The 14,603-nt window shown below is 24.1% G+C and carries 14 protein-coding genes and 1 pseudogene; 12 read left to right on the forward strand and 3 right to left on the reverse strand.

Annotated features, from left to right (window positions below; all coding sequences use genetic code 4):
* Nucleotides 1–171 precede the first annotated feature (171 nt).
* The 5 genes from mraZ to sepF are packed head-to-tail and all read left to right on the forward strand — an operon-like array spanning nt 172 to nt 4,354.
* Nucleotides 172–615, forward strand: coding sequence for a division/cell wall cluster transcriptional repressor MraZ (gene mraZ / locus ACICQF_RS02060; protein ID WP_281748124.1), 444 nt, complete (start codon nt 172–174; stop codon nt 613–615).
* Nucleotides 616–620: 5 nt separating this feature from the next.
* Nucleotides 621–1,571, forward strand: a complete 951-nt coding sequence (gene rsmH, locus ACICQF_RS02065; RefSeq protein WP_395473512.1) for a 16S rRNA (cytosine(1402)-N(4))-methyltransferase RsmH — start codon at nt 621–623, stop codon at nt 1,569–1,571.
* A gap of 21 nt (nt 1,572–1,592) precedes the next feature.
* Complete coding sequence (locus ACICQF_RS02070; RefSeq protein ID WP_286642492.1) at nt 1,593–2,873, forward strand: hypothetical protein; 1,281 nt, start codon at nt 1,593–1,595, stop codon at nt 2,871–2,873.
* A 35-nt stretch (nt 2,874–2,908) separates the two neighbouring features.
* Nucleotides 2,909–4,063, forward strand: coding sequence for a cell division protein FtsZ (gene ftsZ / locus ACICQF_RS02075; RefSeq protein ID WP_395473513.1), 1,155 nt, complete (start codon nt 2,909–2,911; stop codon nt 4,061–4,063).
* A 6-nt stretch (nt 4,064–4,069) separates the two neighbouring features.
* A complete protein-coding gene (gene sepF, locus ACICQF_RS02080) occupies nt 4,070–4,354 on the forward strand; it encodes a cell division protein SepF (protein WP_174480582.1) in 285 nt (94 codons plus the stop codon).
* A gap of 105 nt (nt 4,355–4,459) precedes the next feature.
* Here sepF and aguA read toward each other — a convergent pair.
* Nucleotides 4,460–5,592: pseudogene (gene aguA / locus ACICQF_RS02085) on the reverse strand (agmatine deiminase).
* 483 nt (nt 5,593–6,075) lie between these two features.
* Here aguA and ACICQF_RS02090 point away from each other — a divergent pair.
* Together ACICQF_RS02090 and ACICQF_RS02095 are read left to right on the forward strand one after the other, a co-directional pair.
* Entirely contained in the window at nt 6,076–6,351 is a 276-nt protein-coding gene (locus tag ACICQF_RS02090; protein ID WP_395473514.1) for a hypothetical protein, read from the forward strand.
* Between the two features lie 353 nt (nt 6,352–6,704).
* On the forward strand, nt 6,705–7,640 hold the full coding sequence (locus tag ACICQF_RS02095) for an IS30 family transposase (protein ID WP_395473515.1): 936 nt from the start codon (nt 6,705–6,707) through the stop codon (nt 7,638–7,640).
* Nucleotides 7,641–7,659: 19 nt separating this feature from the next.
* Here ACICQF_RS02095 and ACICQF_RS02100 read toward each other — a convergent pair whose 3' ends face one another.
* Both ACICQF_RS02100 and ACICQF_RS02105 read right to left on the reverse strand, forming a co-directional pair.
* Entirely contained in the window at nt 7,660–8,181 is a 522-nt protein-coding gene (locus ACICQF_RS02100) for a hypothetical protein (RefSeq protein ID WP_395473516.1), read from the reverse strand.
* The gene (locus tag ACICQF_RS02105; protein WP_395473517.1) at nt 8,153–8,560 is read right to left on the reverse strand and encodes a hypothetical protein; all 408 of its coding nucleotides are present in this window, start codon (nt 8,558–8,560) and stop codon (nt 8,153–8,155) included. Before ACICQF_RS02105 ends, ACICQF_RS02100 begins: the two co-directional genes overlap by 29 nt.
* A gap of 73 nt (nt 8,561–8,633) precedes the next feature.
* On the opposite strand from ACICQF_RS02105, the gene ACICQF_RS02110 reads away from it, so the two are divergent.
* The 5 genes from ACICQF_RS02110 (at nt 8,634) to ACICQF_RS02130 (ending at nt 14,602) form a co-directional block, all read left to right on the forward strand.
* Entirely contained in the window at nt 8,634–9,794 is a 1,161-nt protein-coding gene (locus ACICQF_RS02110) for an Mbov_0401 family ICE element transposase-like protein (protein WP_395473518.1), read from the forward strand.
* A 355-nt stretch (nt 9,795–10,149) separates the two neighbouring features.
* Nucleotides 10,150–11,100, forward strand: coding sequence for an IS30 family transposase (locus tag ACICQF_RS02115; protein ID WP_338979395.1), 951 nt, complete (start codon nt 10,150–10,152; stop codon nt 11,098–11,100).
* 174 nt (nt 11,101–11,274) lie between these two features.
* A complete protein-coding gene (locus ACICQF_RS02120) occupies nt 11,275–12,699 on the forward strand; it encodes a hypothetical protein (RefSeq protein WP_395473519.1) in 1,425 nt (474 codons plus the stop codon).
* A gap of 200 nt (nt 12,700–12,899) precedes the next feature.
* On the forward strand, nt 12,900–13,742 hold the full coding sequence (locus ACICQF_RS02125; RefSeq protein ID WP_252320168.1) for an energy-coupling factor transporter ATPase: 843 nt from the start codon (nt 12,900–12,902) through the stop codon (nt 13,740–13,742).
* Nucleotides 13,718–14,602 carry an energy-coupling factor transporter ATPase gene (locus tag ACICQF_RS02130; RefSeq protein ID WP_395473520.1) on the forward strand — a complete coding sequence of 295 codons (885 nt, stop codon included), beginning with the start codon at nt 13,718–13,720 and terminating at the stop codon, nt 14,600–14,602. The genes ACICQF_RS02125 and ACICQF_RS02130 overlap by 25 nt, the downstream gene beginning before the upstream one ends.
* Nucleotide 14,603: the final 1 nt, after the last annotated feature.

Raw genomic sequence — 14,603 nt, forward strand, 5'->3', positions numbered from 1 at the left:
ACAAACGGTAAGTTTAAAAAGTTTTAACTCATTTCTTTATTTTTTTAAAGTAAATGAGTTTTTATTTTTATTATTGTATGCTCTTTTATTTTACTGACTAGTCATACATTTAAAGTAATCAATTGCAATTATATGCCAAAGGTTATATAATATGGGTAATAGTGGGAAATTGTGGGTGATATTATGCTACTAGGACAATCATTGTCAACATTAGATGAAAAGAAACGAATGATAATTCCTTCTAAGTTTAGAAGTTATTTTCATAACAATGAGATTGTTATTGTTTCTAAAGGTTTTGAAGGCTGTTTAGTTATTCGTAACGAAATTGAATTTATTAAATGACAAGATAAAATCTTATCACAATCCGAAGGTCAGAAAGAAGCTAGAATTTTAGCAAGACAAGTATTTGCTAATTCAGAAGAATTAACTATTGATAGTAAAGGTCGCATTAATATTCCACATTCATTATTGACACTAGCTGATATTAAACAAAAAGTAATTATGATTGGACTATCCAATAAAATTGAGATTTGATCAGAAACTAATTGAAATAGTTTTAATCAAGATACCAAGGATAAATTTGAGTCAGCGGCAGCAGCTCTAGATGAGATATAAAAATTATGAATAATATCAATGCAAGACACATTTCTGTAATGTTAACAGAAGCAATTGATTTCTTAAATATTAAACCTGATGGTATTTATGTCGATTGTACATTAGGACGAGCAGGTCATAGTAAAGTTATACTATCAAAACTTACCTATGGCAAACTATATGCTTTTGATCAAGATCAAATGGCCATTGATAATAGTAAAATTATTTTAAAAGATTTTAAAGATAAATATGAAATAATTAAAAGTAATTTTGCAAATATTCAATCTGAGCTTTTAAAAAGAAATATTACTAAAGTTGATGGTATATTATATGATTTAGGTATATCATCACCACAAGTTGATGAAGATATTAGAGGATTTAGTTATATGAAAGATGCTAAGTTAGATATGCGTATGGATAAAAGTCAAAAATTAAATGCGTGAGATATTGTTAATAATTATAATTATGAGCAATTAAAAACAATTATTAAAAATTATGGTGAAGAAGTATTTGCTAGTAGTATTGCTAAAAATATTATTAAAACAAGAACTTTTCAACCAATTGATACCACTTTACAATTGGTTACGATTATTAAAAAATCATTACCAGTAAGAGTATTAAATAAGCATCATCATCCTGCCAAAAAGACTTTTCAAGCATTAAGAATTGCTGTTAACAATGAGTTAGAAACATTAAAATCTTCTTTAAAACAATCTTTAAAATTATTAAAATCTAATGGTAGAATTGTTGTTATTAGTTTTCATTCTTTAGAAGATCGTATTGTTAAACAAACTTTTAATGAAGTTTTAATTGATCCACAAGCACAATTATATGCTAAATTACCAGTTCATAATAATTGAAAAAAAAAATATCAGTTAATAATTAAAAAACCAATTACACCAAAGCCTGATGAAATAAATAAAAATCCAAGAGCACGAAGTGCAAAACTAAGAGTTATTACTTATATTGATTCATAAAAATGTTTGGAGGTGAGCAATATGAATTTTCAAGAACTATATGTTGTATGTCAAATTGAAGATTTTAGTTTAAAAGTTATGGTTAATAATTATGTTAATAATCAAATTCAGGTTTTATATAAAGAAACTGTCGATACTGAACAGTTTTCTGAAAATGGTGTAATTATTAATTCAATTGCTACAGGTAAGTTATTAAGGCAAATTATTAATAAAATTAATAATACTTTAAATATAAAAGTACAACGTATTGCCTTAACTTTACCTTCAAATAATTTAAAAATTTATCAATCACAAGCATCACTTGATTTTAAAGATGCTAATCACATTATCACTGATGAAGATTGTAGTAAAGTGATTGAAATGGCTAAAAACATTACTATTGATAATAGTGAAATTATTTGTTTAACTAAACCATACAATTTTAAAGTTGATCATGCAATTGGTAATGAACAATTACCAATTGCTAAAAAAGGACAAGTTATGCATGTTGATGCTTTAGTTTATTCATTACCTAAAAGTTTATATAATTCTCACCTCGAAGTATTAACTAATGCCGAAACAGAATTGTTAACTGTTACTTTAGATCAATTTGCATTAGTATGTAATATTAAAAATACTGATTTTAATCGTAATACAGTTTTAGTTGATTGAAATATTAATAGTACTAAGATTAGTGTTTTTAGTAATTCAGTATTATTTGCAACAACTAATATTAAAATTGGTTGAAATCAAATAATTCAATCATTAATGAAGCAAATGCATTGTGGTTATGATAAAGCTGAAAGATATTTACAAAAAATTATTAATATAAGTAGTAATTATTTATGCGATGTTGTTGTTGATAAGTATGTTGATGATCAAACAAAATCTATTGTTCGTTTAACAAAAACTGATTTACAAGCAACAGTTAAAAAACAAATTAATGAAATTATTTCTTGTATTGAATATTTTCTTGATGAAGTTAGTGATAATAATAGTTCAGATATGGAAATTATTTTTACGGGAATTACTATTGGTTTATGTGGTTTTGCCAACTATTTTAAAAATAATAGCAAACTAAAAGAAGTAAAATATATGCTCAGCCAAACTCCTGGTGCATATAGTTATCAGTGAACTACTTTAATCGGTAATACTCACTACCAACATTTAGTAAATGTTTTTAGTAATAATTATATTTCATCAATACATAAACCAGAAATTGTATCAAAATTAAATCATTATACGCATTCTAATAATCATGATAATAAGCATTATAATTCCCCCTTTCAACCAAATTATCAGTATAATGATGGTAGTAAATAGAAGAAGACAATTTGATTACTCAGGAGGAAAATAAAATGGAACATAATAATTCACAATTTAAACCAATAGCATCAATTCGGGTAATTGGTATTGGTGGTGCTGGTAATAATGCTGTTAATAGAATGATTGAAGCAGAGGTACAAGGTGTTGATTTTTATGTTGCTAATACTGATGCACAAGTAGTTAATGCATCACCAGCTGAAAATAAAATTATTTTGGGCAAAGAATTATCAAAGGGACTTGGAGCAGGAGCTAATCCCGAAATTGGTAAACAAGCCGCAATTGAAAGTGAAGCAGAGATTAAACGCGCTTTAGATGGTGCAGATATGGTTTTTATTGCTGCTGGTATGGGTGGTGGTACTGGTACTGGTGCTGCATCAATTGTTGCAAGAATTGCTAAAGAATGTGGTGCTTTAACAATTGCTATTGTTACTAAACCATTTAAATTTGAAGGACGTAATCGTAATGCTCATGCTATAGTTGGAATTGAAAATTTAAAGAAACAAGTTGATGCTATTATTATTATTTCTAATGATAAATTATTACAAGTAATTGGTAATATCCCTCTTAAAGATTCGTTTAAAGAAGCAGATAATATTTTACGTCAAGGTGTACAGACTATTACTGACTTAATTGCTGTTCCTGCTTTAATAAATTTAGATTTTGCTGATGTTCGTACTATTATTGAAAATAAAGGTAATGCTTTATTTGGTATTGGAATGTCAAAGGGTGAACATAAAGCTAAACAAGCCGCAACAAAAGCTATTTCTTCTCCTTTACTTGATGATGTGACAATTAAGGGTGCTAAAAATGCTATTGTTAATGTTACTGGTGGAACAACAATGACATTAACTGATGCTAATATTGCTGTTGATTTAGTTCGTGATGCTGCGGGTAATGATGTTAATATCATTTTTGGTGTTGCTGTTAATGAAAATTTAAATGATGAAATGATTGTAACAGTTATTGCCACTGGTTTTGATGAAGAAGGTGCTAATGATAATAATTTTGTTTATAGTTCAAAAGTTGATAATCATGAATTTATTACCAATAAGACTCAATATTTAAGTGAAGAAATTAAAGAACAAACAAAGAAAAAAGAAGAAGAACAACAAAATTTAGTCCAAGAAGCAGCAATGGAAGCAGATGATGATTTACCATCATTTTTACGAAGACGAAAGGGAGTTTAATTAATTATGGGATGAAGAAGTAAAAAATATAAAGACAATGATGAAAATAGTAATTATAAAACCAGTTTTCAAGAACAAATACAAGAATTTGCTCCTAAAAATTATCAAGAAATTGAATCAGTTGCTAATGCTATGATTTTACAAAAACCAATTAAAGTTAATTTAACAACAACTGTTGAAAATGATCGAAGAAGAATTATTGATTTTCTTTGTGGTATTTCGTATGTTATTGGTTTTGTTGTTGATAAAACTGATATTCATATTTATGAATTTAAAAATGAATTAAGTTAATCTTGAACAAATAGCTTTTTTATTTCTTTCTAATAATAAAGAAATAAAATTATTTATTTTTTAAATTGTTCTTACATTAATTTTAGAATATAAATACCTTCTAAATTAGAAGGGATTTATTGTTTTAATTTGCTTATCTTGTTGTGTTATACAGTGAATATTGCCACCACCTAATAGTACTTCACGTGTATAAAATGAATTAATTTTATGATTAGGAAAACAATTTTGCAAAACATTAATTGCGTTTTATCCCATATTGGGTCATTAAAAACGGGAATAATGATTGTTTTATTTGTAATATAGAAATTAACATAACTAGCTGGCATACGAAATCCTTCGGTACGATTAGCAAAACGAGGACTTTTTTCATGATTTTCTGCCTCTGACTTAGTTATAAATAATGGTGCTGGTTGATGTAATTTAGTTACTTTTATTTTTCGTCCTTTAGCATCTGTGCTATTTTTAAGAAACATTAAAGCTTCTAAACTACGTTCATATTGAGGATCATTTTTATCATCAGTTCATGTTAAAACAACATGACCAGGTGTAATGATATGTAGTAGATTATCAACATGACCACTTGTTTCATCATTATAAACACCACGAGGAATTCATATTATTTTTTGTGCATTTAAATATTGTTTTAAATGTTCTTCAATCTCTTCTTTTGTTAAATCAGGATTTCGATTAGGGTTTAATAAACATTATTCTGTAGTATAAATTGTTCCTTCACCATCTTGATGAATGCTTCCGCCTTCTAATACAATTGGTGCTTGATAATAATCAATGTTACTATTTTTAGTCATTTCAATTCCAACTTTATTATCAATTTCATAATTTCAATTTCAACTGGGTGGATTAATATTTGGTTCATTTTTCATGCCTCATGCAGTGAAGTGAAAATGAACAGCTCTTCGTTGTCATTTTTTATTTATTAAATAAATTGGTCCCATATCACGCGCTCAACTATCTTGATATTTAATATCGATTAATTTGATAGTTGGATCTAATAGTTTGCGAGCTTCATTTCAATTACTTTTATTAATAAAAATTTTTACTGGTTCATGTTTATTGATTGAGTTGGCTATTTTTGCAAAAACAGTTCGTGCTGGTTGACATTCTTTTTGTCAATTATCTTTCATAAGCGGTCAAATCATTCATGTGCCTTTATGTTCTATTGATTCAATTGGGGCAAAAAAACCATCTTTTTTTGGTGTTGATGTTAATAATTTGCTCATAATTTCCTCCCCTTTTAAGTAGTACTATTTATAATAGTGGATTTATGTAACCCCTATTCTATATATAAATAGTATTTTTATTATAAAATATTTTATTTACAAAATAAAATTTATTTCATAATAAAAGTGTTAAAGTTAATTGAATCTGATTTTATTTATCATTTTAATTAGTAAAATTAATGTAATATAAAGTATGATTTTTGTATATTATTTGCAATACATTTTATACATGATATTATTTAGCAATAGTTATCTCTAATATTTGAGATAGACTATATGCATTATTATAGTTAATTAACAAGAGATTTTAGAAATTGTTAATTAACTTTTTCAAATAAATTATAATTAATTTATTTTAGAATTGTTCCTTTGCTTATTTTAATGAAAATTTAAAATAAAAAATTTAAAAAAATATGTTTTTCAAGCCCATTTTTTTATTTTTAATAAAATAAATGGGTTTTTTATTTGAAAGGATGTAAAAAAGTGCCTACAGAAAGTCAAGAAATAGGTTCTGATAATAAAAAGCAAAAAAATATTAAGGATTTTAGAAAAGAAATAACTTCTAAGATTACAAGTGCAAAAATAGAAAAAAAATATTGCAAACAATTAATAAAAACAATTAATAGTGATGACCTTACTATATTTTTTAATAGTTTAATTAAAGCAGATTCGTTATTTTGCTTTTTAAATATTGTTCATCATTTTTATCAAGAGTTAGTTTTTCTTTATAATAATAAAAAGTTTTTAGTATTTGATTAATTTTTATTAGAAAGTTTAAAAAATTCATGACAATGAATTGAAAAAGAAAAGCAAATTTTTAATGAAGAACATAACTTAATTATTGAATTAAAAAATATAGTTAAAGAATCATTTCCAGAACAATATTTTGAAATTATAAAATTTAAACAAGAACAAGCACGAATTAATTTTGATTACTTTTTTCCTGAATTAAAACTTCCCAATAATGCGATTAATTTTTGAAAACAAATTATGCTGAATTATACTTGTAAGTGTAAGTAAATAAAATTGCAAAAAATTCTCATATAAAAATTTCATAATGCTAAATTTAGTTTAGAAAAAAGTAAGGAGTTTTTATATGAGTTATAAACATCTTGGCATATGATGAAAGGATTTATATTGAGAATCAATTGAAATTTAAATTTAAAATTAGTGAAATAGCTAAAAATATTAATCGAAGTATTAGTACTATTATTCGAGAAATTAATAGAAATAAAGATAATAATCATTATTTTTCATTAATTGCACAAAATAAAGCTGAAAATCGAAAACAATCACATATTAGTTTTCATAAGTTTAAAAATAAGAATTTAGTAAAATATGTACAACAAAAATTACTATTAGGTTGATCACCTGAACAAATTTATGGCAGAATTAAAAATTTTCATAAACAATGAGTTATTAGTTTTAAAACAATTTATACTTGAATTTATTTTGGAATGCTTGATAAAGTTACTAGTAAAAATTTAAGAAGAAAAGGTAAAAAACGAAAATCTCAAGAGAATCGTGGCAAGTTTAATGGTAAATCAATTAAAGAACGAGATATAAATGTTAATGATCGTATAACACTTGGTCATTGAGAAGGAGATACTATAGTATCATCACGAGGTAAAAGCAAATCATGTTTAATAACTTTAATTGAAAGAGTATCACGATTTACTTTAGCAATATTAGTTAAAAACAGAACTACTAAAGTTATTAATAAAAATGTCAGTTATTATTTATCAATTCTTCCTAAAAACATTGTTAAAACTATTACTTTTGATCGTGGCAAAGAATTTTCAAATTGACAACAACTTGAAAAAAATTTAGATGTAAAAATTTATTTTGCCAATCCATATTCACCTTGACAAAGAGGTACTAATGAAAATACTAATGGTTTAATTAGAGAAAAATTTCCTAAAAAATTTATTTTTTCAAAAACTAATAAAAATGAAGTTCATAAATTTATATTGTCTTTAAATCAAAGACCGAGAAAAATATTAAATTATCTTTCACCAATCGAATATTTGGATAGAAAAATAATTTAGTTGCACTTACCTTTACAATTTAGCAAAATGGTTGAATAGTAAATCTTAAAACAAATAAACCTAAACCACTAAACATATCTTTATTTTCATAATAAACTTTACCAACTTTTTTAAGATTTTTCATGACTTCATCATTTAATGGTAAAAATGGTGTACAGTATTTTAAATAAAATGGATGATATTTATCATAAGGATTACATGTAAAAGTAATGAAAAAACTTTTATAAAAATAACGAGTAATCTTTTGTCCAAAGGTAGAACTATATATATTTTTATCAATAAATGTTCAACTTCACTCTTTAATAGGTTTATTTGATACTTTAATACGATTACTTCTAAACATAGATTTTTGTAAACGTTCATATCGATATGTTAATTGTTTTTCAGTTAATGTTTCTTTTTCTTCTGCCATAATAATTTCATCTGTTCTTGAACCTAAAAAACTTGATCCACCTGCTTCTTTTCCAAAAATCTTATTACCATTAGCATAACCAATAAAGTCAATTTGTTGATTACTTGGAAAAATAATACATCCCCCCATCCTTAGTAATTTTTCATTTAATGCCATGTGGATTATTAGGTAATAAATTAATATTATATGTATCTAATAAAACTTGACAAACATTCATTAAAGCACCAATTGTAGTTTCACTATGAGTATTTTCATATCTTCTTACTTCTTGAACACTACTATCTCTAAAATTACAACATATAAATAAATCAAATGCTAAACAGTTTCAAGTTTTTCTTGTTCCACGTGCTGTTGGAACAAAACGATAAAAACAATTAGTAGTAAAATATTCTGCTCATTCATCACCAACAAATTCTTTAAAAATATCTCAACTAAAACCATAATTATTATCACTAAAATTAAGATTATATTTTTTATTTAATTGTCCATAACTACTAATAAAAGCCATATTTACTCCTTATTTTTTAAAAAAAATTAAACTTAAATTATTAACAAACAAAAATTAGAAAGGAACATTAAAAATGTTTATATTACCATTCGCAAATCATTTTGATTGAGACAAACATGATTTTAATCAAGATGAATTAAGTTTAAAACAAACAGAAGAATTATTTGCAAAAATAGATGATTATTTATGAAGTATATGTGATAAATCTGAATATAAATCATATAGATTTAGACAACGAAAATTAAAAGCAAAAAAAGGTTTATTAACTTATAAACGACGTATTTGTACACATTATAACACAAAAACACAAAAAATGGAGTACGTATCATTATTAGATAATTATCTTGGTGTTAAAAAATATAGTAAACTTGCACCTAACGTTATTAAACAAATTTTAAAATATTTTGCTGATGGTAAAAAGTATCGTGATGTTTGTGATACTTTTATTGAAGATTTAATAAGTAATAGTACAGTTTGTAGAACATATCAAAAATTTGAATTACCAAAAGCAAATATTCCCAAAATACCATTACAAACAAATCAAAATTTATATGTAAATATTGATGATGGTCATCGAAAATTTAAGTTTAATGAAAAACACAATACTAAAAATTGTAAAAAATGTTCGATGAGATTAATAGTAATGTGTACTGGTAAAAAGAAAAATGGAAAATTAATTAATAAAAGAGCTGTATGTAAAATAAGAGTTTCAAAAACAGAAATTGGTGCTGAAAAAACCGCAAAATTAATAGAAAAATATGGTAATTTATTTTTTGAAAACTTTGACCAAGCAAATTTAATAGTTTGTGGAGATAGTGCAAAATGAATTAGAAAAACTGCTACAATTTTAAATGCTAAATTTATTTTAGATAAATTTCATGCTTTTCATGTTTTATTTCTTGGTATAATGGCAGGAAGAAGAAAAAATCAAATTGCTAAATTACACTATCAAAATGCAATAAATTTATTTGCCAAAGGTCAATATTATGAATTAATTGATTTTTTACAATCATTAACTTTACAATATAAAAAATTAAAAGTTGGTTATTTTATTAATGCAAAAGATGGTGTATTAAACCAAGCATTAGTTGAAAATATTGGTTGCTTTACTGAAACTAATATTAAACAAATTTTAAAGCATATGATTGGTGATAGAACTTATAACATTGATATGTATACAAAAATGGTTAATTTTAAATGTTATCAAATAAATACAATTATCCAGTTATTATAAATCAAAACTTAAATTTAAAAAATAAATAAAAATAAAATAAAACTTATTAAAGAAAACTTTAATAAGAATTTTTGAGTTATAAAAGTAAGTATTATTGTGTCAATATCGAGTGAAAATTTCCCAAAAATATTTATCAAAAAAAATAAAAAAGAAGTAAAATTTAACAAATAAAAGTTGCTTTGTTTTGAAAGTAAATATTTTTATATTTACTTTCAAAGGAGAACAAAATTATGAAATATTTTAGTTCAAGTGCTGAATTATACTTGTAAGTGCAAGTAAATAAAATTGCAAAAAATTCTCATATAAAAATTTCATAATGCTAAATTTAGTTTAGAAAAAAGTAAGGAGTTTTTATATGAGTTATAAACATCTTGGCATAGATGAAAGGATTTATATTGAGAATCAATTGAAATTTAAATTTAAAATTAGTGAAATAGCTAAAAATCTTAATCGAAGTATTAGTACTATTATTCGAGAAATTAATAGAAATAAAGATAATAATCATTATTTTTCATTAATTGCACAAAATAAAGCTGAAAATCGAAAACAATCACATATTAGTTTTCATAAGTTTAAAAATAAGAATTTAGTAAAATATGTACAACAAAAATTACTATTAGGTTGATCACCTGAACAAATTTATGGCAGAATTAAAAATTTTCATAAAGAGTGAGTTATTAGTTTTAAAACAATTTATACTTGAATTTATTTTGGAATGCTTGATAAAGTTACTAGTAAAAATTTAAGAAGAAAAGGTAAAAAACGAAAATCTAAAGAAAATCGTGGCAAGTTTAATGGTAAATCAATTAAAGAACGAGATATAAATGTTAATGATCGTATAACACTTGGTCATTGAGAAGGAGATACTATAGTATCATCAAGAGGCAAAAGCAAATCATGTTTAATAACTTTAGTTGAAAGAGTATCACGATTTACTTTAGCAATATTAGTTAAAAACAGAACTACTAAAGTTATTAATAAAAATGTCAGTTATTATTTATCAATTCTTCCTAAAAACATTGTTAAAACTATTACTTTTGATCGTGGCAAAGAATTTTCAAATTGACAACAACTTGAAAAAAATTTAGATGTAAAAATTTATTTTGCCAATCCATATTCACCTTGACAAAGAGGTACTAATGAAAATACTAATGGTTTAATTAGAGAAAAATTTCCTAAAAAATTTATTTTTTCAAAAACTAATAAAAATGAAGTTCATAAATTTATATTGTCTTTAAATCAAAGACCGAGAAAAATATTAAATTATCTTTCACCAATCGAATATTTGGATCGAAAAATAATTTAGTTGCACTTACCTTTACAATTTAGCATTCAGCAAATTTAAAAGTGTTATCTAGCAAGTATAATATATATTTAATAAATTTTATATATAATATATACGAAAAACTAAATATAGTTTTCAATCCATTATTTTTTTTAAAAAAATAATCGATTTTTTTATTTTGAAAGGAAGATTTTGATGCCAGTTACTGAACAAGAAAAACGTAAAAAAGAAAGTTCAGAAATAAAAAAAGTAATTAAAGCCTTTGAAAAAGAAATCGAAGAAAATGATAAGCAAATTAAAAATGAAAAAAAAGAAATAAAAAAATGAGAAAAACTAAAATTAAATATTAATGATGAAAAAAAAGATTTAAGTAAAGAAATTAAAAAACTTAAGATAGCCTTAAATGAAATTAAAAATAAATTAAAGGAAAAAAAAGAAAAAAATATTAAATATGAAGAAAAAGAGGTAAAGTTTAAAGAAAAAGATTTAATAAAATTAGAAAATTTAAGAAAAGAAATTGAAAATAAAGTTGAAGTAGAAGAAAAGCAACAACAACAAATACAAGAAAATATAACAAAATTAAAAGAAAATAAACAAGAAATAATAAATCAATTAGAAGAACTTAAAAAAAATGAGAAAGAAATGGAGGAAGAAATAGTCAAATTAAAAGAAACGATTGTTGTTAATGATAATAATGTGAATCTTTTGATTAAAGAAAAAGAAAATGAAATATTAGAAGTAAGATTAAAAATTGCTAATTTATCTGCTAGTTTAAAAAGAAAAGAGAAAGAAATAACATTATTAGAATTTGAAGAATTTAAACATGAACAAATTATTTTAGAAAATAAAGAACAATTAATAAAAGCAAATCATAAATTATATTCAAATAAAAAAACAGAAAATGAAGTTAAAATAGCAGAATTGGAGATCAAAAAAAATAAGAAAATTTGTGAAATATATGAATTACAGCATAAACTAAATATAGTGGTTATAGATGATGCAAATATTAATTTTAAAATTTTAAGTTTACTTTTGATAATATGTAGGCTTGAAAAATCTTCTATAAAAATTGTCAAAGAAATTACAACAAAAAAAGATGTCTTAAAACAAATAAAAAATAATTCATCAGAAGAATCAATAGTAATTTCACCAGAAGAAAACGCTACTTCTGTTCAGCAAAATGCAAAACCATGGTTTAAACGTATATATAAACCATTTACTAAACTTTATAGAGGTAGTAAACAAAAACTTACATTAGGATATTATCAAAGAAAAGAAAAATCTTTAGAAGCGGAAATTAGGAAATTAGAAGCTGAAAAATTAAAAGATTTTTGAAATAAATTTTGATTACTTATGAGCTGTGGTTGTTATAATAATCATGGTAAAACAACAAGAAAAATAGAAGAAAAAAAACGAGAATTAAAAGATATTAAAAAAGAACTAGAAAAATTATCAAAAAATAATGTTTCAAATAATGATCCGCAACCTTCAACTTCATCAGCAGTACCCAGCTCATCTAAAAGTTGAAGTGACAAATTATTGAAATCAACAGAAGAAGTAACAAAAACTGAATCTTTATTAAAAGAAAATTCTAAAAATCTAGATATTTCTTTACATTAATTTTATAGAATAGAAATTTATATAACTTTAATTTATAAACTAAATTTTATTAGAAAATGAACAATAATTTAACTTCAATTTTGAACAGATATTGTTCATTTTTTTCTTTTTTTATAATTTTTATAAATTATAAATTGATATATATAAAATTACTGTTATAATTTTACTAGCATAATATTTAAAATGGAGTTAGAAGTAATATGAGTAAATCTAAAATTTCATTAAGTTTAAAAAATGTTGAATTTCGTTATAAACCAGAATATAATAACGCTGTTGATAATGTTAGTTTTGATATTAATCATGGTGAATATATTACTATAATTGGTCATAATGGTAGTGGTAAGTCAACACTTTCAAAAATTATTATTGGTGTTTTACACAAACAAAAAGGTACAATTCAATTATTTGGTGAAACAATTACTAATAAAAACATTAAACAATTACGTCGTCACTTAGGTATTGTTTTTCAAAATCCTGATAACCAATTTATAGGTTCAACTGTTCGTGATGATATTGCTTTTGGCTTGGAAAATCATTTAGTTGAGCCCAGTGATATGCCAGCAATTATTGACAGAGTTTCTAGAGCAGTGGGTATGGAAAAATATTTAGATCATGAACCACTATGATTATCTGGTGGTCAAAAACAACGTGTAGCTATTGCTTCAGTTTTAGCTTTAGAACCTGATATTATTATTTTTGATGAGGCAACTAGTATGCTTGATCCAAAAGGTAAACGAGAAGTTAAAGAAATTATGTTAAAATTACAAGAACAACGCAATAAAACTATTATTTCTATTACTCATGATATGGATGAAATTATTAATGCTGATAAAATTATTGTTATGAATAAAGGTAAATTAGTTCGTTATGGAACTCCATCTGAAATATTAAAAGAATGAGAGTTTTTACAAAGTATTCATTTAGATATTCCTTTTGTTTTAAAAGTATCGTTAGGTTTAAAAAATAAGGGAATTAATATTAATGAAACATTAAGTGAAGAGGAGCTGATTTCTAGCTTATGTCAATTAAATTCAAAGAAGTAAGTTATACTTATTCTCCAAAAACCCCTTATCAATATCAAGCATTAAAAGATATTACTATTGAAATTGTTGAACAAAAAATAGTTGCTATTATTGGTGAAACTGGCAGTGGTAAATCAACTATGATTCAACATATTAATGGTTTATTAGTTCCAATGGCAGGTTCAGTTGCTATTAATGATTTTATTATTAAGGCTAATCAAAAAAAAATTCGTGATATTAAAAAAATACGTAAACAAATTGGCTTAGTTTTTCAATTTCCCGAATATCAGTTATTTGAAGAAACTATTGAACGAGATATTATGTTTGGACCAGTTAATTTTGGTGAGAAAAAAGATAAAGCACGAGAGTTAGCAAAAAAATATATTAATTTGGTTGGATTAGACGAAACATACTTATCAAGAAGTCCATTTGATTTGTCTGGTGGTCAAAAACGAAGAGTTGCTATTGCTGGTATTTTGGCATTACAAGGTCATACTTTAATTTTAGATGAACCAACAGCAGGACTTGATCCCGATGGTGAAAAAGAATTAATTAATTTTCTTTATGATTTAAATCATAAAGAAAATAAAACTATTATTTTAGTAACTCATAATATGAATCATGTACTAATGGTTGCTGATGAAGTTATTGTATTACATAATACACAGATTTATAAAAAAGCAGATCCAATTACTATTTTTAGAGATAAAAAATTAATTACCGAAACCGGAATTGAGCCACCAAAAATTTATAGTTTTTTATATAAATTAGAAGCAGCAGGATTTGATACATCAAAAATTACTGCTAGAAGTGATTCAGAATTAATTGACCAGTTGTCAAAAATATTATCCAAAAAAATAGCAATAAAAAGTAAGGAGTAAT

This window comes from Spiroplasma endosymbiont of Nomada rufipes (assembly GCF_964277355.1).
Taxonomy (GTDB): domain Bacteria; phylum Bacillota_I; class Bacilli_A; order Mycoplasmatales; family VBWQ01; genus Spiroplasma_E.